Origin of the sequence: Shewanella marisflavi, assembly GCF_023283925.1 — a bacterium.
Lineage (GTDB): Bacteria > Pseudomonadota > Gammaproteobacteria > Enterobacterales > Shewanellaceae > Shewanella > Shewanella marisflavi.
Window position 1 is genome coordinate 96,743 of sequence record NZ_JAKIKX010000008.1, and the last position, 20,813, is coordinate 117,555.

General features: G+C 51.3%; 16 protein-coding genes. 10 read left to right on the forward strand and 6 right to left on the reverse strand.

The features are described 5' to 3' along the window. Positions 1–9: 9 nt before the first annotated feature. Positions 10–3,225 carry an EAL domain-containing protein gene (locus tag L2712_RS15165; protein ID WP_248978267.1) on the forward strand — a complete coding sequence of 1,072 codons (3,216 nt, stop codon included), beginning with the start codon at positions 10–12 and terminating at the stop codon, positions 3,223–3,225. Between the two features lie 38 nt (positions 3,226–3,263). Here the strand turns inward: L2712_RS15165 and ftnA are convergent, their stop codons facing one another. Next, positions 3,264–3,788 carry a non-heme ferritin gene (gene ftnA / locus L2712_RS15170; protein ID WP_033538909.1) on the reverse strand — a complete coding sequence of 175 codons (525 nt, stop codon included), beginning with the start codon at positions 3,786–3,788 and terminating at the stop codon, positions 3,264–3,266. A 495-nt stretch (positions 3,789–4,283) separates the two neighbouring features. Between ftnA and moeA the strand changes: the two genes are divergently transcribed. Then, on the forward strand, positions 4,284–5,531 hold the full coding sequence (gene moeA / locus L2712_RS15175; RefSeq protein WP_248978268.1) for a molybdopterin molybdotransferase MoeA: 1,248 nt from the start codon (positions 4,284–4,286) through the stop codon (positions 5,529–5,531). A gap of 11 nt (positions 5,532–5,542) precedes the next feature. Beyond that, entirely contained in the window at positions 5,543–6,310 is a 768-nt protein-coding gene (moeB, locus tag L2712_RS15180; protein WP_428848621.1) for a molybdopterin-synthase adenylyltransferase MoeB, read from the forward strand. A gap of 118 nt (positions 6,311–6,428) precedes the next feature. On the opposite strand, the gene folM is transcribed toward moeB, so the two are convergent. Further along, entirely contained in the window at positions 6,429–7,136 is a 708-nt protein-coding gene (gene folM, locus L2712_RS15185) for a dihydromonapterin reductase (RefSeq protein ID WP_088903488.1), read from the reverse strand. 381 nt (positions 7,137–7,517) lie between these two features. Between folM and L2712_RS15190 the strand changes: the two genes are divergently transcribed. Then, positions 7,518–9,089 carry a BCCT family transporter gene (locus L2712_RS15190; protein WP_248978270.1) on the forward strand — a complete coding sequence of 524 codons (1,572 nt, stop codon included), beginning with the start codon at positions 7,518–7,520 and terminating at the stop codon, positions 9,087–9,089. Between the two features lie 68 nt (positions 9,090–9,157). Here L2712_RS15190 and L2712_RS15195 read toward each other — a convergent pair whose 3' ends face one another. From L2712_RS15195 to L2712_RS15210, 4 genes are all read right to left on the reverse strand, one after another. Next, the gene (locus L2712_RS15195) at positions 9,158–9,877 is read right to left on the reverse strand and encodes a 3'-5' exonuclease (protein ID WP_033538904.1); all 720 of its coding nucleotides are present in this window, start codon (positions 9,875–9,877) and stop codon (positions 9,158–9,160) included. Positions 9,878–9,884: 7 nt separating this feature from the next. Next, positions 9,885–11,774 carry a putative nucleotidyltransferase substrate binding domain-containing protein gene (locus tag L2712_RS15200; RefSeq protein ID WP_248978271.1) on the reverse strand — a complete coding sequence of 630 codons (1,890 nt, stop codon included), beginning with the start codon at positions 11,772–11,774 and terminating at the stop codon, positions 9,885–9,887. A gap of 94 nt (positions 11,775–11,868) precedes the next feature. After that, positions 11,869–12,774 (reverse strand): substrate-binding domain-containing protein, encoded by a 906-nt coding sequence (locus tag L2712_RS15205; protein WP_033538902.1) that lies wholly within the window; start codon positions 12,772–12,774, stop codon positions 11,869–11,871. Positions 12,775–12,798: 24 nt separating this feature from the next. Then, positions 12,799–13,644, reverse strand: coding sequence for a formate dehydrogenase accessory sulfurtransferase FdhD (locus L2712_RS15210; RefSeq protein WP_088905832.1), 846 nt, complete (start codon positions 13,642–13,644; stop codon positions 12,799–12,801). Between the two features lie 295 nt (positions 13,645–13,939). Between L2712_RS15210 and L2712_RS15215 the strand changes: the two genes are divergently transcribed. The 6 genes from L2712_RS15215 (at position 13,940) to L2712_RS15240 (ending at position 20,802) form a co-directional block, all read left to right on the forward strand. Beyond that, a complete protein-coding gene (locus tag L2712_RS15215) occupies positions 13,940–14,410 on the forward strand; it encodes a DUF3305 domain-containing protein (RefSeq protein ID WP_248978272.1) in 471 nt (156 codons plus the stop codon). Then, on the forward strand, positions 14,410–14,997 hold the full coding sequence (locus tag L2712_RS15220; protein ID WP_248978273.1) for a DUF3306 domain-containing protein: 588 nt from the start codon (positions 14,410–14,412) through the stop codon (positions 14,995–14,997). The genes L2712_RS15215 and L2712_RS15220 overlap by 1 nt, the downstream gene beginning before the upstream one ends. A gap of 186 nt (positions 14,998–15,183) precedes the next feature. Continuing rightward, positions 15,184–16,854, forward strand: a complete 1,671-nt coding sequence (locus L2712_RS15225) for a 4Fe-4S binding protein (RefSeq protein ID WP_248978321.1) — start codon at positions 15,184–15,186, stop codon at positions 16,852–16,854. A gap of 10 nt (positions 16,855–16,864) precedes the next feature. After that, positions 16,865–17,530, forward strand: coding sequence for a TorD/DmsD family molecular chaperone (locus L2712_RS15230; RefSeq protein WP_033538897.1), 666 nt, complete (start codon positions 16,865–16,867; stop codon positions 17,528–17,530). A 171-nt stretch (positions 17,531–17,701) separates the two neighbouring features. Continuing rightward, on the forward strand, positions 17,702–17,902 hold the full coding sequence (locus tag L2712_RS15235) for a twin-arginine translocation signal domain-containing protein (protein WP_248978274.1): 201 nt from the start codon (positions 17,702–17,704) through the stop codon (positions 17,900–17,902). Between the two features lie 50 nt (positions 17,903–17,952). After that, positions 17,953–20,802: a formate dehydrogenase subunit alpha gene (locus L2712_RS15240; RefSeq protein WP_088903494.1), complete on the forward strand. Its 2,850-nt coding sequence runs from the start codon at positions 17,953–17,955 to the stop codon at positions 20,800–20,802. Positions 20,803–20,813 lie beyond the last annotated feature (11 nt).

Below are 20,813 nucleotides of genomic sequence, written 5' to 3' on the forward strand. Positions count from 1 at the left end.
GCGCTTTAGATGTCATCTATGCTGAATCGGTATAGTCTGAGCCAGAAGTTAATTTTGCTGGCGACTATCCCTATGTTGCTGCTGTTGATCTTCGGCAGCTTGCGTATGTTCGATCTTGTTGAACGCCAGCAGACGGCACAGCGTAACGCCCTTGGTGTTGTGATCACCGAGCAGAGCCAGAAATTGATCTTTGCTCTGCAAAATGAACGTGGCTTGTCTGCGGGCATAGTCGCCAGTCAGGGGGCTCAGTTTCAGCAGCGTCTTTTAGCTCAGCGAAGCCAAACAGACAAGCTGTTGCATGAGCTGTTAGATGCGCCCGACATTGCCGCCTTAAATCGCTCCCTCAATGATGTTGACCGGCCCAGCGTTAATTTGCAGCAGAGTGTCGCAACCATTCATGCCTTAGCCGACCGGCTAAAGACGATTCGCCAGGATATCGACAGGGGCGATGAGGGCGTAAGCTTTAACTATTACAGCGAGTTTACTCAACACCTCTTGGTGCTCATCTCTCAGATTCAATCTCAGGTGCAAAATATTCAACTGGCTAAGGCCTATAACGATCTAATCCATATGTTGAAGTTGCAGGAGCTGGTGGGAAAAGATCGTGATCTGATGAATCGCCTCTTGTCTGCCGACAGCCTGGACTCTCAAGCCTATCTCTCTCAGTACGCGATGAAAAATGATCTGCTTGATGCCTTTCATGAGATGTTGTCGACAACCTCTGCCGCCGACCGCGCCTTAGTCGAGGAGACCCTAGATAACGAAGCGCTTCAGGAGCTGAATGAGATTAAGGAGCGAGTGAGAGGACAGGTAAGTCTGATCTCTATGGCGAACCAACTTAGGAATCGACTCGGCTTTGGTGGATTGATCGATCACTATCAGGATTTCTTGCTCTCGGGTGAAGAGGCTCACCTGCTGCTGTTTGCCGAAGATAGCCTAGCGATTCAGGCGCTATTACAACAGGCTCAAACCTTGCCTTACCTCACCTTGCATCAGCGTCAGGCACTGCAAACCATTGCCAGTACGGTGGAGCAGTATCGTCAGTCGGTCGATGCCGAGCGGGCACACAAGCGGGCGGGGAATGCTGGTCCACTGCCTGAACTGCTCCGCTCCGGCACAGAAGATCAAGCTATGTTAGCTGCGTTGGCACAGCTGCAACAGCAAGCACCTATCGTCAGTAGTGAATCTTGGTGGGTATTATCCAGCGATGCCTTGGGGCTGATGAATCAAGCCAGTTTAACTTTGAGTAGCAATATCGCCCGAGTCGCTGAACGTCAGGGGCGTGAGGCTGAGTTACTCTTGCTGTTAGGCATAGTGGCGGCCCTGTGTAACTTTTTATTTTTGGTGATCTTGGGGCGAATTATTGTCAATAATCTGGTGACCCGTATCGGTACGGTCGCCTCTTTGATGCAGCGTATGGCGCAGGATACCCAACTGCAACTCTCTGTGCCCGTGGATGGCAATGATGAGGTGGCCAAGATGTCGATGGCGTTAAACGCTATGTTGAGCGAGCGTCAGAAGGCCAATCGCGAACTCTCTTTGGCCTCTGCGGTGTTTGAGTATTGCACCGAAGGCATTGTCGTTACTGACAGGGATAACCTTATCGAGGCGGTTAACCCCGCCTTTACTCAGATCACGGGATATAGCCTGGAGGAAGTCAAGGGGCGCAGTCCGGCGATTCTCAACTCTCATCAGCAGCCCCGCCACTTTTACGAGCAGATGTGGCAGTCACTTAAGCAGTATGGTAAGTGGCAGGGGGAGATCTGGAACAAGCGAAAGAATGGCCAGATCTATCCCGAATACCTCGCCATTACGGTAGTAAAGGATGACAAGGGGCGTGTGGTGCAACACATAGGTCTATTCCTGGATATCAGTAATCGCAAGAAATATGAACAGGATATCTGGTACAAGTCTAACTATGATGCCCTGACCAACTTGCCCAATCGTCAGCTCTATAACGCCAAGTTGTCGCAGATGTTACAACTCGCCGAGCAGCGTTGCTGCGCCGTGGCCGTGCTATTTATCGATCTGGACAGGTTTAAATACATTAACGATATCTATGGCCATGCGGTGGGTGATGAGCTTCTGCAGGTTGCCGCCGCCAGGCTTGAGTCATTGCTTGAGCAACACGATTTCGTGGCGCGTCTCAGTGGTGACGAATTTGTGGTGGTGATGGGGCATACTCAACATCAAGGGGAGATAGAGCAGCGTGCAAAGCAGATCTTGCAGCATCTGTCCTCGCCCTTCGGTATCAATCGCAACGAGCTGTTGATCTCCGCTAGTGTCGGCATCAGCTGTTATCCCGGTAATGGCAGTAGTGTGGAGGTGTTAACGCGCAACGCCGAGACCGCCATGTATCAGGCTAAACAGGATGGCCGTAACTGTTTCGGCTATTTCTCTGCCGACATGAACAGTAATATGTTAGCACGTATTACGCTGGAACAGTCGTTACGCAGCGCCGTACTGCAACATGAGTTTTGCTTGCATTATCAGCCGATTGTCGAGACCAGTAGTGGTGAGGGCGTAGCCGTTGAGGCGCTGCTGCGTTGGCATCATCCCAAGAAGGGACTCGTGTCGCCCGATGAGTTTATCCCCATTGCTGAGGAGACCGGGTTAATCGAACCCATAGGCGAGTGGGTTATCCAGCAGGCGCTGCGGGATTTGAGTCATTGGCATAGCCAGGGACTGATGATCGACATGGCCATCAACGTTTCTAGTCGTCAGCTCAACCATAGCGATCCAAATCATTTTGCCTGTATGCTCAACGGCTTGCTGCAGAAGTATGATGTGGCCCCTCAATATGTACATATAGAGATCACCGAATCTATCCTGATGGCCGATACCGAACTGTCCCTTAAAGCTTTAACGGCCATTCGTCATCTTGGGGTCGAGATCTATCTGGACGATTTTGGTACGGGCTACTCTTCCCTCAGCTACCTCAAGCAGTTCCCCATCTCTGTGATTAAGATAGATAAGAGTTTCGTCTACAACATGATGGAGGATAGGGCGGATGCCAACCTGATCAAGGCGATCATCAACATGGGGCAGAGCTTGGATATGCGCCTGGTGGCGGAAGGAGTAGAAACCGAATCTCAACGTAGTTTTCTGCAGGGGTTGGGTTGTGATTTCGTTCAGGGTTATTTGATTTCAAAGGCAATGCCGCTGGAGGCGATAGAACCCATATTACGCGGCATGGTAAAAACCAGCCCTGTGCTTCAGTCCTAAAACGGCAGAACGCGGGGCCAGTTGACCCCGCTGACGGCTTATTCGCCTGCAGTCATCACGCTGCCAGACTCTTGCTGCGCCATCTGCGCCAGATCTTTATCGACAAAGAAGAGCGCCTTACCATCTTCGCCAACCAGACGGATCTTATCGACGATAGATTTAAACAGCTTCTCCTCTTCATGCTGCTCAGACACATACCATTGCAGGAAGTTAAAGGTCGAATAGTCCTGATTGGTAAAGGCGGTGTGAGCCAGGGCGTTGATCTTGCTGGTGATCATCTGCTCATGCTCATAGGTGTATTCAAATAGTGCCAGCAGTGAGTCGAACTGTGACTCAGGAGCCTCAATGGCGCCCAGTAGTGGCATGCCGCCAGTTTCGCTTACGTAGGTAAACAGGCGATGCATGTGCTGCATCTCCTCATCGGCGTGCGCTCGCATAAATTTTGCGGCACCCTCAAAGCCCTTGTCTTCGCACCAGGCGCTCATCTGCAGGTAGAGATTAGAGGAGAAGAACTCCACATTAATTTGCGCGTTCAACTGATCTATCATCGTTTGTGCCAGCATAGTTACATCCTCGTTGTGGTCATCTTTTTATGCCCGGCTATTGTGTTTAAGCCGCCGATGAATTGCAACCATATTTACTTAACTTAATGTTTTTAAATACAAATAATTATCGTTCGAGGCCCGGTGCTATATCGCTCGGTTGTGTTGTTGCATTGACCATCCTATTGGAAGGATGAGTATTTTGTCTTTAGGTTTTAGGGTATAGAAATCAAGGTCATAACCCCCATATAGCCAGATAACCCTCGAATGGGAGAAAAGATGTTCCTCAACAAGTTAAGGTTAAAGGCAAATACTTCGGCATAGGTTAGCGCTGATCTATGCCTTTAGGGATAAGTCGTATAGAGGCAGTAGGAGTTGGTGGCTGTTTTTGGTTAAATAGGGGCTGGCTGCCGCCAAAAACTGCCGTTGAGATCATAGTCTTCTGATCTGAGCGTGGCATAATGAGCGGCAATATTCGCTTTTACTCATATCCTACAGTTAACGCTAAGGTACATTATGTCTATGCAAGCCGATCCCTGTGCAAAACCCAGCCTAATGCATCCCGATGAAGCCATCATCAAGCTATTGGAACAAGTTCGTCCGCTGGAAGAGTCGGAAATGGTGCAGCTGCCCCACGCCTTGGGACGTGTGTTGGCAGAAGATTTAGCGTCTAGCATAGATCTGCCACCCTTCGATAACTCGGCAATGGACGGATATGCCTTCCGCTTCGAGGATCTGGCTCAGGGAAATCGTTTCACCTTGATAGGTCAGTCCTTTGCCGGGCATCCTTTTGAGGGGGAAGCCAGGGCTAATACCTGTGTACGTATCATGACGGGTGCACCAGTGCCACCGGGTTATGACACAGTGCAGATGCAGGAGAAGGTAGAGGTTGATGGTGACGACATCGTTATCGAGGCGCCCAAGGCGTTAGGTGCCAATGTGCGCCTTCGCGGTGAAGAAGTGAAGAAGCATTCTAAAGTGCTTTGCGCCGGAACTCAGATAGGCGCTGCCGAGATGGGGGTGCTAGCGACCATAGGGGCAAATCAAGTTCGGGTGACTCGTCAGGTCAAGGTTGCCTTCTTTTCGACCGGTGATGAGCTGCGTCCAGTGGGCAGCGAGTTGGCACCGGGTCAGATCTATGACTCAAACCGTTACAGCATTCAGGGGTTACTGAGCCGCGCCAATGTGGAGTGGATGGATCTTGGGGTTATTGAAGATGATCCCGAGGCGATCCGTGGGGCTTTTCGTCACGCCGCAGCCAATGCCGATATGGTGCTCACCTCGGGTGGCGTTTCCGTCGGGGATGCCGATTATACTAAGCAGATCCTCGACGAAGAGGGAGAGATCACTTTTTGGAAGCTAGCCATCAAGCCAGGTAAACCCTTTGCCTTTGGCCGTCTCGGCCAGGCGGTATTCTGTGGTCTGCCGGGTAATCCTGTTTCCTCTATGGTGACCTTCTATAAGCTGGTGTGGCCTTTGCTGAACAAGATGCAGGGTTTGCCTCAGGTGAAGCCGTTGCAGTTGCAGGCCAAACTTAAGGGCAATCTGCGTAAGTTCCCAGGGCGTGTCGAATACCAGCGCGGTGTGCTCAGTCAAAACGCCCAGGGCGAAGTCGAGGTAAGTGTTACCGGCGGCCAAGGCTCTGGCATGCTCACCTCTATGAGTCTGGCGAATTGCTTCATTATTTTGGCCCAGGAACAGGGTGATACCCCTGAGGGCAGCCTGGTCACGGTTGAGCCCTTCAACTCAGTGCTGGCACTGTAGGGAGGATGGCGATGGAGCCTAACACACAAGAGGATATCCTCTCCGACGAGGAGATATTACGCTATAGCCGTCATATCTCGATCAAGGCGATGGATTTCGAGGGGCAGGAGCGGCTTAAGCAAGCCAAGGTGCTGGTGATAGGTGCCGGTGGTTTAGGCTGCGCCTCGACACAATATCTGGCGGTTGCCGGGGTGGGTCAGATGACCCTGGTGGATTTCGATACCGTGGAACTGTCCAATCTGCAGCGTCAGGTTTTGCACCATGACGCCAACATAGGTCAGCCTAAAGTAGAATCGGCAAAAGAGTCCCTGCTACAGCTCAATCCTCATCTAAAGGTTGAGACCATCAACGCCGTACTCGATGATGAGCAGATCCTGGCGCTGGTAGCCGAGCATCATCTGGTGATGGATTGCACTGACAATATCGTGGTGCGCGAGCAATTGAATCAGGCCTGTTTTAAGTACAAGATCCCCCTGGTATCTGCCGCTGCTATTCGTATGGAAGGTACGGTAACCGTGTTTGATTATGGTGAGCAGAGCCCCTGTTATCATTGCTACAGCAAGTTATTTGGCGATCAGCAGCTGACCTGTGTCGAGTCAGGTATCCTGGCACCTGTGGTCGGTATGATAGGCTGTCTGCAGGCGGTCGAGGCGATCAAGGTATTGACTAAGATGGGGAAAACCCTCAGTGGTCGTATTTTGATGATAGATGCCATGACCATGGAATTTCGTGAAATGAAGCTCCCTAAGCAGACTGCTTGCCCTGTATGTCGGGAGTAAGTGTCGATTTACGCTTGCTGTGATTAAAGAGAGCGAGGCATGAGCCTCGCTTTTTTGTGCCTCAATGATTGATCGGTACCTGAGTTTGCCCTGCTGTTTCAGTGGTCATTTAAAGCGGCTATTTGAGGTGCCTGCCGCCATCCAGCGCCAAGCTACGGCCGGTAATATATTGACTCTGCATCAAGTAGTCGATCGCCTGTAACACCTCTAATTCACCGCCCTCTCGGGCCAATACCGACTTGGCCAACGCTTTTTCACGATAGTCGGCGTCATCTTGCTCGTTGAAACAGATCAGTGCAGGTGCAATAGCGTTTACCTTTACCTTGGGTGCCAGCTTAGCGGCGAAGGAGAGGGTCATGTTTTCCAGCGCCGCCTTACTGGCTGCATAGGCGATATGTTTCTTGCTGCCCTTTTGTGCCACATAGTCGGTCAGATGGATGATATCGGTCAGTTTATCTTGTCGCTGCAACAGCGGCGCTAATGCCTGATTGAGTTGGTAAGGGGCATACACATGTACCTGCATCATCTGTTCAATAATTTTATCGGCACCTAAAGGATCATCGTCGCTTAGCCAGAGTGAAGCATTATGGATCACAGCATCTACACTTTGATAATGCTGCAGCAATGTCGCTATCAGCTCATCAATTTGGATTTGGTCAGTAAAGTCGCAAGGGTAGAGATCGGCGCCCTGGGTTCGTAAAGTCTCTATGCTGGGATAGTGGCGACGATAGGTGCCAATCACCTTGTCTCCCCGAGCAATAAATGCCTGCGCCAGGTAGAGACCTATGCGTTTGCCAACGCCTGTGATGAGTATGGTGTTTTGCATCCTTGTCCTTTTAATCGACGTAAGTGAGTGACCTTGATAGTAGCGGTGGCGCAATCGGGCTTTCAAGTGATTTGTCGATAGAAGAGAGTGTCAGTGTGCTGCTGGCTTGTCTCTTTACTGCATGTTTATCTATTGCAAAAGCAAGCCTTATTGTTAGTGCTCAAACAATGAGTCATGGTAGTGACTGTGTCCTTAATAGACGTTGTAGCACCTTTTTGTGTCATTAATTGGCTAAAAAATAGGGATCTATTGGACGTAAGCGTCTATGGCGTTACAATAGATGCGATTATTCCTACCATATTGCTATGAGTTCAAATCATTTTAGTCAAATCTAAATGATTGCCTGGTGGTGATTCTTTGAGGTTTTAACGGAGAGAATCGATGACGAAAGGTATTGATAAATACAGCATAGAAAGTACCGACTATACGATCGGCCAGGATAATGTGCAGAAGTGGGGTTTTGATGTGCATAACCCCGTGTTTGGGGTCAGCGCAGGTCTCATTGCCGCCTTTTTGCTGGCCACCTTGATAACTGATGCCGAGACGGCCAAGTCTGTGCTGGACGGTATCAAGTGGAAAATTATTGGTTCCTTCGACTGGTTATTTATCTGGTCGGGCAATGTTTTTGTACTGTTTTGCTTAGGCTTAATTGTTTCTCCTTACGGTAAAATCCGATTAGGCGGAAACGAGGCGACGGCAGACTACTCCTTCCTCTCTTGGCTATCTATGCTGTTTGCAGCAGGGATGGGAATCGGCCTGATGTTCTGGAGTGTGGCCGAACCAGTAGCCTACTTTACCGGCTGGTATGAAACGCCCTTAGGGGTTGAGGCCTACACACCAGAGGCGGCAAAAATGGCTCTGGGTGCCACTATGTTCCACTGGGGTCTACACCCTTGGGCCATCTATGGTGTCGTCGCGCTGTCATTGGCCTTTTTCGCCTATAACAAGGGGATGCCGCTCTCTATTCGCTCCATCTTTTACCCATTACTTGGGGATAGAGCCTGGGGCTGGGCGGGACATATTGTCGATATCTTGGCTGTGCTGGCTACCCTGTTTGGTCTGGCGACCTCATTAGGCTTGGGGGCACAGCAGGCCGCTAGTGGTATCCATCATGTGTTCGGTTTGGATGCTGGTATCGGGTTGCAGATCATTGTGATTGTGGCCGTTACCCTACTGGCAGTGGTCTCTGTGGTCAGAGGCATAGATGGTGGCGTTAAGGTGATCAGTAATGTCAACATGATAGTCGCCTTTGTGCTGCTTATCATGGTTGCCATGATAGGTTACGCAGTCTCCTTGGGGACGATTCCGACGACGCTGATGGCTTATGTAGAAAATATCATTCCCCTGAGTAATCCTCATGGGCGTACAGATGAGGCGTGGTTCCAAGGCTGGACTGTCTTCTACTGGGCTTGGTGGATCTCTTGGTCTCCTTTCGTGGGTATGTTTATTGCCCGAGTATCTAAAGGGCGCACCGTACGTGAGTTTATTACCGCAGTCCTGCTGGTGCCGACTTTTGTCACCCTGATTTGGATGTCGGTATTTGGTGGTATGGCGATCGATCAGGTGGTCAACAAGGTGGGTGAGCTCGGTACCAAGGGCTTAACCGATGTGCCTTTGGCTATGTTCCAGATGTTTGATGTGCTGCCGTTCGGCACACTGTTATCCATTGTCGCCGTGGTCTTGGTATTGGTGTTTTTTATCACCTCATCGGACTCGGGTTCTTTGGTGATCGACAGCATTACCGCGGGTGGTAAGATAGATGCACCCGTGCCGCAACGTGTGTTCTGGGCCTTACTAGAAGGGGCGATTGCGATTGCCTTGCTATGGATTGGCGGCACTGAGGCGATTCAGGCGCTTCAGGCCGGCGCTATCTCGACTGCGCTGCCCTTTACCGTGATATTGCTCTTGATGTGTGTCAGCCTGCTCAAGGGTATGCGAACCGAACGCTTCTAGTCACGACTCAGCGTTATAAAAAGGAGGCCATTGAGCCTCCTTTTTTATTGCCAGAACTAACACCAGAACTAGCACCAAAAGTCTTTGATGGGACGGTTGGGATCGAAATGATGGGCGATCTGTGCCTGTAACAGTTCGGCGCTGGCGATGGCGTCGGTGAGGGCATGGTGGGGAGGATAGCTGGGTAAGCCATAACGCAATCTGCTCAGTCCGAGCCTTACCGAACCGGGTTTCTCACCCTTGAGTCGTCGCCACAGACCGCCATGGTTTAGCTGCTGAATGCGCGATTCCAGCGCCATGGTATCTATTACCGGAAACTCTATTCCTTGGTGAATTCGCCGCTGCAGGGCACGTTCGAAAAACTGCCGTTCGATCGCTTGGCAATGCACGACCATTATCTTACCCGCCATCTGCTGCAGTACCTGCTCGAAGATGGCGGAGAGATCCGGTGCATCGAGAATGTCGCTGTGGGTGATACCATGGATGATCACCGACTCATCGGCCAGGTTGTCCCTAGGTCTTACGGTCCAGTGTTGGGCGCGATTGAGAAAAATCCGTCTTAAGGTGAAAGGCACTGTGCCTATACTGACAATATCGTCTTTGTCGGGGTTAAGGCCAGTGGTTTCAAAATCCATGGCAAGAAACTCGATCTCAGACAGCGGCGTATGTGGGTCGGGCAATGGCGTACTATAGTACTGCAGCAGCCCACTGTGCTGAGTGGTCTTAAGCTTCTGCTCAAACTTGCCCAGCCAGTCGATGCTTGGGGGCGACAATAGCTTCTTCAGCATGCTGGACTCACTTAAATTGGTTGCTAGCGTTGTAGCGGAACTTGAGGAAATTCTGGGCGTTACTCAAGATCTGGAACGCATCTTTGAGGTTGCGGCGCTCAAAATCGGACAGATGCTCAGGTTCTATATTGTTATCTGGTTCTATGCCTTGCTCGACATCAAAAGCTTGGTGGCGAATACGCACCATAGAGATAAATTCCATGGCATCACGCAGATCCTGGGCTCGGCCCTTGGGTAATATGCTGGCATTGATAATGTCGTCCAAACGCTCGAAAGAGTTGCGCGATCGCGAGCCTACCGCCAAGGCGTGCACCCTTATCAGATCGGCCAGTGGCGCCGTGCCGCGGCGTTTGAGATTGATGGAGTTGTTATGGCGGCCATCTTTCTCCATCACAAAGTCTTTAAAGAAGCCCAGTGGCGGCGTACGATTCAGCGCATTACGCGCCAGGCAGGCCAGAAAGCGGTTATTCTTACGCGCCCGGCGCACGATAAAGCCGTTGAGTTGTTCGGCCCACTTTAGGCGGCCATAGACACCATCGAGATCGAAAAAGATTGAAGCGTTAAGCAGCGCCTTAGGGTTGGGGTCATCTATCCAGTCGGCGAAGCACTCTTCCCACTCTTTGCGGGTCATGCGCCACATGGGATTAGTCGCCATGATGTCGCCAGTACAGTAGCTGTAGCCACAGAGATCTAATCCGTCGCAGACAAAGGTGGCCAGCTGGCTAAAGTACTCATCGTGTTTTGCTTTATCGAAGCTATCATCCAGTATGATGGCGTTGTCCTGATCTGTGACGATCAGCTGTTCGTCCCGCCCCATGGAACCGAGTGCCAGAAAGCAGTAGGGAATAGGTGGTGGCCCCAATTTCTCTTCGGCCATTTCCAGTATGCGCTGTTTAAAACTGCGGCCAATCACAGACATGGCGCTGCCGACCATGTGTGAGTTGGCGTCTTCGTTTACCAGGCGTACAAAGCTGTCTTTCACTTGAGTCGATAGGATTGCCAGCTCTTCCAGGCTTTGTTGCTGAAAGATACTGCTGACCAGCAGCAGCGAGTTTTGCGACTCGTAGCGGACGATATCTGTGGCTTCTATTATGCCAATGGGGTCGCGTCCCTTGAATACCGGCAGATGGTGCACGTTGTAACGCAGCATGGTGAGCATGGCTTCATAGACATAGGCGTTGTGGTCAAGGGTAATCAGCTCCGGGGTGACCACGTTAGCCAGCTCAGAGGAGGGATCTATCCCTTCTGCCAGCACCCGGGTACAGAGATCTCTGTCTGTAATGATCCCCATCAGCGGGGAGCTATCTGATTCTTCGTCGTCCAGTAAGTCTGGATCTATGACTAACAGGGAGGAGACATTTTCTTGTGCCATCAGGATGGCGGCCTGCTGAATGCTTTCGCCTTTATGGATGAAGGGGGCGTCACGGGTGAGCAGGGTACTCACCTTTGAGGTAGTCAAATCGTTCTGAACGTTGGAGTTTGAAACCGCCTGTCGCAGGCGGGCATTGTCTTCTACCTCGACGAAGTCGGCAAAGGTATCGTGTTGCTCGTACAGCTGCTGGAAGATCTCCTCAGAGATGCAATAGACCAAGGTGTCTTCGATGGCAGTAACCGGAAAGCGCACCTTGTTATTGGTGAGCAGTCCCATTTGACCGAATAGGTCGCCGCTGTCCAGGCGGTTATACAACTCACCCTTACGGCGATATACCTCTACCACCCCGCTGCGCACCATGTAGAGGTCGTGGATTTGGTCGCCAAAGTGAATGATGGGCGTGCCCTGGCGGTAGTAGGCGATCTCCACATGATGACTCACCATGCTGACCACCTCTTCGGGCAAGGCGTTAAACGGTGGATACTGGACTAAGAAGTTTTGGATCTCGTTTAACTCTGCTTCCATCAGCTTGCCTGCAAGGGTTTACTCCAACAATGCTTTACATACTAACCCATCGCCTTAGCTTTGTGAGGTGAAAGAGCTAAAAAGATCCCTTGCTTTAGTGCGCCGTCCATAACATCTGGCCACACTGACTGAGATCATAGCCGCCCAGCTGCGCCGCCAACTGGCGTGCTTGAGGGCTACCCAGCAGGTCAAACAGCGCCTGTAACTGGCGGCGGAAGTAGATCCCCTGGGGCATGACAAAATCGAATGATTCGGTCACCAGAGGTACGAAGCTCAGGCCACTCTCCAGAGCGACTGACTGACAACCGAAACCTATATCGGCTTCGTTGCGGGCGATAAAGCCCGCCAGCTCCCGCTCACTGTAAGCGGTTATCTGGGGATTAAGCTGAGTGATGCTAGCGCCTTGTTTCAAAAGCCAATGTTCCAGATGCTGCTGACTGCCGGCGCCCGCCTGACGGCCCACCCAGCGCCACGGAAGCGAGATCACCTTGTCTTCTTCCTGACACCTGTGGTGCATGTCACTGCGCATCATCAGACCTTGCTGGCGAGTGTAGCCGTGTACCATGACCCATTGCTGGTGGTTGGGATAGCCCTTGAGTAGCGCCGGATGCCGTATATTGCGCTCTTCGACATTACCCCAATGCAGAGTACAGACATCGGCATAGCCGCGAGACAGCAGGTCCAGCCCCATACGCGAGCCGGTAGCGCTATAGCTGATCAAATCGCTCTTGCCGATCTTAGACATGAGGCGTGCCACCAACATAGAGAGCAGCGGATCGTCACTGCCGGTGATGTGCATGCGATCCGACAGCATGCCGCTATGGCAAGAGTCCATGACCCAGCGGTCTATCAATATCTTTGGAAATAGCCATTTACCTGTAACTTTTGTCGCGGGCAAAATGCGGTCGTTGGCCATGGAATAGACCTTTTTCTCATTCAGATCGAGGTATTCGGCCACCTGTTTTGCACTCATATAGACGAGTTCGCTGGGCTCAGTCATGGATAATTCTTTACACCTCTACAGTTAACCTTGGTTGCGTTTCGGCGGCGTCGCATCGAATTCGATATTTTCTGCCCCATGGTAGATAAGGAAATGACGTCCCTTAGCCCGGGCTATCATAGTGATCCCCAGCTTCTGGGCTAACTCTAGTCCCATCTGGGTCGCGCCGCTGCGCGAAAGTAGTACCGGGATCCCCATTTTGGCCACCTTGATCACCATTTCTGAGGTAAGACGTCCCGTGGTATAAAACAGCTTGTTGCCGCCGCCTTGTTGTTTAAGCCACATCTCACCGGCCAAAGTGTCTACCGCATTGTGGCGTCCCACATCTTCGACGAAGCCGATGATCTGATCGCCTTCGCATAGGCCACAGCCGTGGACTGCGCCTGCATTCTTATAGGTTTCGTTGTAGGCGCTGATGTTGTTGAGTAGGCTGTAGAGCATGCTCTGTTTCAGCTTAGGTGTGGGCAGACGAATATCATCGACGCCATCCATAAAACCGCCATAGACTGTGCCTTGTCCGCAACCTGTGGTCACTGTCTTTTCTGCCAGTTTTTCATCGAGATGCTCGGTTGACTCTTTAGTGATCACAGCCGCCGAGTTAACCCCCCAATCGACGATCACAGACTCGAGCTGCTTAACATCGCTGATAAAGCCTTGGTTTTTCAAATAGCCTAGGGCAAGCGCTTCAGGACGGGCACCGAGTGTCATTAGCGTCACTATGGGACGCCAATTCAAATAGAGGGTGAGGGGGCGTTCGCAGGCGATAAATTTATCCACCAGTTCGCCCTGCTCGTTGACTGCCTTAACTGCCAGGGTGAGCGGCGCATCGGCCTGTGTCTTAACCAGAGTGGGATGTTTAGTCGTTGTCATGAATCTCATCTTGTTGCTTTGGGGCGCCTTCAGCATAGCAATTATCGTTCCTATGCAAGCAATTGGTGTGTAAATGCGTGATCTAGACGCCGACTTCGGTAGCGGTCGCCCTTTTATGTCCCTATCAAGATGGCATTTAGGACAAATTGTCCTACGCTTGGTAGGGATTTGATGATCCAGTTCAAACTATTTCGACTCTAGCGATGGCACGTAAATTGCTTCGGTAGGATATATCGCTAACCCAATGCCCGGCGCATCTTCTAAAGGCCGGCCAGTTAGGCAAAACGGAGACGGAATGCAACATACCGAAAGTCAATGGCCCATGTATGTTTCACTGAAAAAGGTGGAAAAACAGGTGGGACGCTGGACAGCTGAAAGTTGGGAATTAGATCAAATCGTTCCCGCCACTCAGCCAGCCCCCGCTGGAGCGCACATAGTCATGTTGGAGCTGCATAAGGATGAGCGTGGCAGCTATCGCATCAATCTCGATATGGACAATGCCATGCTGTACGTGGTGTGTGACGAGTTAGAAGATGGTACCTGGATACCCGCCTATATCTCGGCCGACCAAAATGTCGCAGCAGGTTGCCTCGAGGGGGACACCCCGGTTTTAAATTTCTCTATGCCCAAGGCGATCGCCTGCTGGATAGAAGCATACATTACTCGTCATGGTGAGGTGGAGATCTGCGCTCACCGTCGTAAGCATGTTAATCGCCGTAAGAACGAGGGGCCAAGCACCAATCCAAACCGGGGGATAGTGTCCTAATGAGTGATAAACCAAGCGGACTGTTCGCACGCTGGACCCAGCGTCGCCAAGAGGTAGAGGCGGAAGAGGAAGCGGCACGTCTAGCCGAACAGGCTCAAGAAGAGGCAGCCTTAGAGCAGCAAACTGAGGTGGAAACCAGCGCCGAGCAAGCTGAGCCTGTTCAACAAGATAAGCAGGTGTTAACTGCCGAGGAGCTGCCTGACCCTGAGAAGATTGAGGTCGGTGGTAGTTTTGCCAGTTTCATGGCCGACAACGTGGATCCTGATGCGAAAACCGCCGCCTTAAGAGCACTGTGGAAGCAGCCACACTATAGCGAGATAGATGGCCTGCTGGAATATGCACTGGATTATACCAACCAACCCAAATTGACTGCCGAAGTCTCCGCCGAACTGGCTAAGAAAGTCTTCAGGCACATCATGAAGGATGATGAAGAGGGTGAAGCAGAGGCTGAAACCCCGACCGAGCAACTGGCACTGCAGGGTGAGCAAGAGGTGTCACAGGTCGAGGACATTTTGGACAGAGACCCCGAGGAGGTGTCCCAAAATGAACCAGAAATACAAACAATAACTAAACCACCTGTTGTTTAAGGTCAGTTTAGAGTGCTTTTAAAACCATAATTTTGGTACGTGAATTGCTGTGTTAACCACAAGTAACAACGAGTTGTAACTCGTTGAAAATCGGGTGAAGCTGGCGCGAAAAGCGCATGCCGTAAGAGCACAACAGCCACCCGGGCTGATACAGCAGCCAATACTGCTTAGGAACGCAATGTGAGCATGCATTTAGAGACGAGCGACAACCTGGCCCACCTGAAACAGGTGCGTCAACAAGTGTTGGGACAGACGCAAATTCTTCAAAATCTGATCCCGCCAACGGTAAGTTACACTACAGAAGGCAATGTATTAGTCATTGGCCCGGAGGATTTGGCACGACTGGCAGCCGATAGACTGTCTAACATGGGCCAACGAGCTATCTTGGCCAATGAATCAATTACCAGCCAAGATGAAGACCATCTTGAGAAGGTGATGAATGCCGCCGAAGGGGTCGAGAGTTATTACAATAAACTCATCGATATCAAAGGTTTTTTGGGTCAGTTCCAAGTTAAGGTGGAGCATGATAACGGCACCGCCGATCTGAGTCTGGTGGCCATCCGTAAGGCCCACTTCGATCTGATCCTCGATTTAAGCCAATCTCCTTGTATTAACCTAGAAATGTTGCCTCCTGGCTACTTTTATGTGGGCCAGGATGAAGCTAAATTAGCAGACGCAATTGCCGAGCTGCCCGAGTTGATCGGGGAGTTCGATAAGCCGCGTTACGTTAAGGTGAACAGTGATATATGTGCTCACCACAGAAACGGTATCGACGGTTGTAACCGCTGTTTAAATTTCTGTCCCGCCGACGCCATTGCCAGTGTCGATCATAAGATAGAGATAGATCCATACCTATGTCACGGCGCGGGTAGCTGTACCAACGCCTGCCCAACCGGCGCGATTAGCTATGACCTGCCTACGCCACAGGCGTTGCACTCTTATCTCAATAAGCTAGTGACACGTTTTCGCAGCGCGGCGCAGACAGCTCCTGTGATCCTGTTTCACGATGTGGGTAAGGGCGCATCTTTGATCAACGACGACCTGCCAGGTGCGATTTTGCCTGTAGAGTTGGAAGAGATCACTGTTGCCAGTATCGACCACTGGATGTCAGCACTTGCATGGGGTGCCCGTCAGATCTTGATACTTAACACTGATGCTACCGCGCCGACTCTGACACAGATGCTAAATGGTGAGCTAAAGCTGGCGAGTGAGATCCTTGACGAGATGGGTCAGCCACAAAGAGTCAGCGTGATTAATGTCGAGCAGATGTCAGAGATTGCTGACCTGATTGAGCCTAGCGCGAGCTGGCCCATGATAGTCCCCGGTGAGTTTGCTGCGACCACTAAGCGTGAAACTCTCTATGCAGCGATCGATCATCTCAACAGTCAAGCGGCTGCCTCGGATGCCTGCCTGAGCCGGAGCAATATTCCTTACGGTAAGGTCAGTGTTAATACCGATAACTGCACCCTTTGTCTCTCATGTGTGTCAACTTGTCCAACTCAAGCACTGACCGACGGCGGCGAGAAGCCGGCGCTCTATTTTGTTGAGCAAGCCTGTGTGCAGTGCGGTCTATGTGAGTCAGCTTGTCCCGAGAAGGTGATCAGCCTGACACCACAAATTAACTTTGATGCGGCGGCTCGTCAGAGCCGTCAAACCCTGAATGAGGAGGCGCCGTTCGAATGTATTCGTTGTGGTACGCCTTTCGCCACCCAGTCCATGGTGCAACGGATGCTGGATGTAGTCGGTGGACACAGTGCCTTTAGTGCCAATACAGAGCGCCTGAAGATGTGTAGCGACTGCCGGGTAAAAGACATGTTTGAAGACATACTTCAAGATCCTGAAAAGCAACTGCGATAAGAGTTTAGCCATGACCGAATTAGTAAGAGAAGTTTCAGAAAACGATCAGTTAAGAGCCGATATTTACCAGCTTTTGGCGGCGCTATTACGCAAGCAGCCCAGTGCTGAACTGTTGCAGTTTCTTGCCAATCTAGAGATAGACGCAGATGACGACAGCGACATGACCAAAGCCTGGTTGGCGCTAAAGTTAGCCGCGGGCCAGTTTACCCCTGAGCAATTGGAAGATGAGTATTTCAACATCTTCCTTGGGGTGGGTAGCGGTGAGATCTTGCCCTATGGTAGTTGGTTTATGACAGGGTCTTTGATGGACAAGCCATTGGCTCTGCTCAGACAAGATCTGGCGCAGCTGGGCTTTGAGCGTAGCGAAGAGGTTAAAGAGCCTGAAGATCACGTGGCCGCCCTGTGTGAGGTGATGGGTACCTTGATCCTTGAAGCCCCAGGCTTCCGTCAGCTGGCCTTCTATCAGCGCCATATTGGTAGCTGGATAGATCGTTTCTGTGACCATTTGGGCAGGGCGCCGAGTGCCGCCTTCTATGCCACAGTGGCGCAACTGGCCAAGGCCTTCTTTGTTGTCGAAGCCAATGAATTTGAACAACTCCAATTAGATATTCCGGTGAACTGCCCTGGCAGCGAAGCGGAGAAGATTGAACCTACAGCCAGCGAACTCGCGTCCTAGGTTGTGGTTTAGTTTGGTTGTCGGCACGCAGTACAGTGCCGACATAATGAAACCGGGGGTTCGCCCCCAACAAGCGTCGGGTTCTGGTCTTAGTGTTAATTGGCAGAGTAAGCCGAGTTGACCGAGATGATGAGACTAGTGCCTAAATTGAGTCAACATTTAGGAGACACTATGAAGAAGCAAGCTTCCGATATGGGTCGTCGTCAATTGCTAAAAGCATTAGCTATAGGCAGCGCAGCGGGTGCCGTGGCAACCGTGAGTGGTCAAGCTATGGCAGCAACACCTGCACCTGAAAAAGATGCAGCAAAAGGCGATGGCTACCACGAGACAGATCATATTCGTAGTTATTACGCGTCATTACGTACCAAGTAAGCTTGGACGAGTAATTTCGCAGTAATTCAATAACATTAGGAGAGAGTGTGATGCGATTAACCCGCAAAACAGACCAGGCAGATGTCGCTAAAAAGCCTGCCCTAGGTCTCAGTCGTCGTCAGTTCCTTCAGTCTGCAGGTCTTGCAACTGGTGGTATTGCCGCGGCCTCTATGCTTGGCGCTGGTATGATGCGCAAAGCCGAAGCGAAAGAAGTGCCACATGATGCGCCAACTGAAGTGAAGCGTACCATCTGTTCTCACTGTTCAGTGGGCTGTGGTATCTATGCCGAAGTTCAAAATGGTGTGTGGACAGGTCAAGAACCTGCTTTCGACCATCCATTTAACGCTGGTGGTCACTGTGCTAAAGGTGCGTCACTGCGTGAGCACGGCCATGGTGAGAAGCGCCTCAAGTACCCAATGAAGTTAGAAGGCGGTAAGTGGAAGCGTTTGAGCTGGGAGCAGGCTATCAATGAAGTCGGCGACAAGATGCTTAAGATCCGCGAAGAATCCGGCCCTGACTCTGTGTACTTCATGGGTAGCGCCAAGTTCTCCAACGAGCAGGCATACATGTACCGCAAACTCGCAGCCATGTGGGGCACCAACAACGTCGACCACTCGGCACGTATTTGTCACTCTACCACTGTAGCCGGTGTTGCTAACACTTGGGGCTATGGTGCGCAAACCAACTCTTTCAACGATATCCGCAACGCCAAGGCGATGATGTTTATCGGTTCTAACCCTTCAGAAGCTCACCCTGTGGCGATGCAACACATTCTGGAAGGTAAAGAGCGCGGCGCGAAAATTATCGTTGTCGATCCTCGTTTCACCCGTACTGCGGCAAAAGCCGATGAGTACGTGCATATTCGCCCAGGTACCGATATTCCTTATATCTACGGTCTGCTGTGGCATATCTTTGAAAACAAGTGGGAAGACCAAACCTTCATCGACCAACGTGTTTACGGCATGGAGCGTATTCGCGAAGCTGCCGCTAAGTGGACACCTGAAGAGGTTGAGAACGTTGTTGGTGTACCAAAAGAGCAGATGTACCGCGTGGCTAAGACCTTAGCCGAGACTAAGCCAGGCACCATAGTTTGGTGTATGGGTGGTACTCAGCACCACATAGGTAATGCCAATACCCGTGCTTACTGTATCCTGCAGTTGGCCCTGGGTAACATGGGTGTTTCCGGTGGTGGTACCAACATCTTCCGTGGTCACGACAACGTACAGGGCGCCACTGACTTTGGTCTGCTGTTCGATAACCTGCCTGGCTACTATGGCCTGACTTCAGGCGCCTGGGCGCACTGGAGCAATGTGTGGGATCTGGATCCTGCCTGGGTCAATAGCCGTTTTGACCAGAACGAATACCTGGGCCAGAAGCCGCAGACTTCAGCCGGTATCCCTTGTTCCCGCTGGCACGACGGTGTGCTGGAAGACAAGAACAAGATTGCCCAGAAAGACAATATCCGTCTAGCCTTCTTCTGGGGTCAGTCTGTCAACACAGAAACCCGTGGTCGTGAAGTGCGTGAAGCATTGAACAAGATGGACACTGTGGTGGTTGTGGATCCATTCCCAACTATGGCGGGTGTGATGCATACCCGTACAGACGGCGTTTATCTGTTACCTGCGGCGACTCAGTTCGAGACCTATGGTTCAGTATCTGCTTCTAACCGCTCACTGCAGTGGCGTACTCAGGTTATCGAGCCTCTGTTTGAGTCTAAGCCTGACCATATCATCATGTACAAGCTGGCCAAGAAGTGGGGCGTTGAGAAAGAGTTCTGTAAGCATATCAAGGTGAACGGTGATGAGCCGCTGATCGAAGATATCACTCGTGAATTCAACAAGGGTATGTGGACCATCGGTTACACAGGCCAGAGCCCAGAACGTCTCAAGATGCACCAGGAAAACTGGGGCACCTTCGACATCAAGAGTCTGGAAGCACCAGGTGGCCCAGCTAAGGGCGAAACCTATGGTCTGCCTTGGCCATGTTGGGGTACTCCTGAGATGAAGCATCCAGGTACTCAGATCCTCTACCGTACAGACCGTGAAGTCCGCTTTGGTGGTGGTAACTTCCGTGCTCGTTATGGTGTTGAGCACAATGGTAATAACATTCTGGCCGAAGGCTCTTACTCTAAGGGCAGTGAGATTAAGGATGGTTACCCAGAGTTTACCGACAAGATGCTTAAGCAACTTGGCTGGTGGGATGAGCTGACTGCGGAAGAGAAAGCGGCAGCCGAAGGCAAGAACTGGAAGACTGACATCTCTGGTGGTATCCAGCGTGTTGCTATCAAGCACGGTTGTATTCCATTTGGTAATGCTAAGGCACGTTGTATCGTTTGGAACTTCCCAGATGATATTCCGGTTCACCGTGAGCCTCTGTATACGCCACGTCGTGATCTTGTGTCTAAGTACCCAACTTACGATGACCGTATGGTTGCGCGTCTTCCTACCCTGTACAAGTCAATTCAGGATCAGGACTTTGCTAAAGACTTCCCACTCGCCTTGACCTCTGGTCGTTTGGTTGAGTACGAAGGCGGTGGTGAAGAGACACGTTCTAACCCATGGTTAGCCGAGCTGCAGCAAGAGATGTTCATCGAAATCAGCCCAGCTGATGCGGCGGATCGTGGTCTACGTGATGGTGACGAAGTATGGGTTCACAGCCCTGAAGGCGCCAAGATTAAGGTGCAGGCAATGGTGACACCGCGTGTGATCGAAGGCGAGTGTTTCATGCCGTACCACTTCGCAGGTATGTTCGAAGGCGAGAGCCTAGAGAAGAACTACCCAGAAGGTACAGTACCTTACATCATTGGTGAATCAGCCAATACCGTATTGACCTATGGCTATGACGTTGTGACTCAGATGCAAGAGACTAAGTCTAGCTTGTGTCAGATCACTAAAGCCTAACGGAACTTGAT

Excerpts from the sequence above, each read along its gene's own strand:
- L2712_RS15240 (WP_088903494.1), top strand. The coding sequence starts at position 17,953 with ATGCGATTAACCCGCAAAACAGACCAGGCAGATGTCGCTAAAAAGCCT.
- L2712_RS15200 (WP_248978271.1), bottom strand. The coding sequence starts at position 11,774 with ATGGAAGCAGAGTTAAACGAGATCCAAAACTTCTTAGTCCAGTATCCA.
- L2712_RS15225 (WP_248978321.1), top strand. The coding sequence starts at position 15,184 with ATGCATTTAGAGACGAGCGACAACCTGGCCCACCTGAAACAGGTGCGT.
- L2712_RS15205 (WP_033538902.1), bottom strand. The coding sequence starts at position 12,774 with ATGACTGAGCCCAGCGAACTCGTCTATATGAGTGCAAAACAGGTGGCC.
- L2712_RS15235 (WP_248978274.1), top strand. The coding sequence starts at position 17,702 with ATGAAGAAGCAAGCTTCCGATATGGGTCGTCGTCAATTGCTAAAAGCA.
- L2712_RS15190 (WP_248978270.1), top strand. The coding sequence starts at position 7,518 with ATGACGAAAGGTATTGATAAATACAGCATAGAAAGTACCGACTATACG.
- L2712_RS15165 (WP_248978267.1), top strand. The coding sequence starts at position 10 with ATGTCATCTATGCTGAATCGGTATAGTCTGAGCCAGAAGTTAATTTTG.
- folM (WP_088903488.1), bottom strand. The coding sequence starts at position 7,136 with ATGCAAAACACCATACTCATCACAGGCGTTGGCAAACGCATAGGTCTC.
- L2712_RS15210 (WP_088905832.1), bottom strand. The coding sequence starts at position 13,644 with ATGACAACGACTAAACATCCCACTCTGGTTAAGACACAGGCCGATGCG.
- moeB (WP_428848621.1), top strand. The coding sequence starts at position 5,543 with ATGGAGCCTAACACACAAGAGGATATCCTCTCCGACGAGGAGATATTA.
- moeA (WP_248978268.1), top strand. The coding sequence starts at position 4,284 with ATGTCTATGCAAGCCGATCCCTGTGCAAAACCCAGCCTAATGCATCCC.
- L2712_RS15195 (WP_033538904.1), bottom strand. The coding sequence starts at position 9,877 with ATGCTGAAGAAGCTATTGTCGCCCCCAAGCATCGACTGGCTGGGCAAG.
- L2712_RS15230 (WP_033538897.1), top strand. The coding sequence starts at position 16,865 with ATGACCGAATTAGTAAGAGAAGTTTCAGAAAACGATCAGTTAAGAGCC.
- L2712_RS15220 (WP_248978273.1), top strand. The coding sequence starts at position 14,410 with ATGAGTGATAAACCAAGCGGACTGTTCGCACGCTGGACCCAGCGTCGC.
- ftnA (WP_033538909.1), bottom strand. The coding sequence starts at position 3,788 with ATGCTGGCACAAACGATGATAGATCAGTTGAACGCGCAAATTAATGTG.
- L2712_RS15215 (WP_248978272.1), top strand. The coding sequence starts at position 13,940 with ATGCAACATACCGAAAGTCAATGGCCCATGTATGTTTCACTGAAAAAG.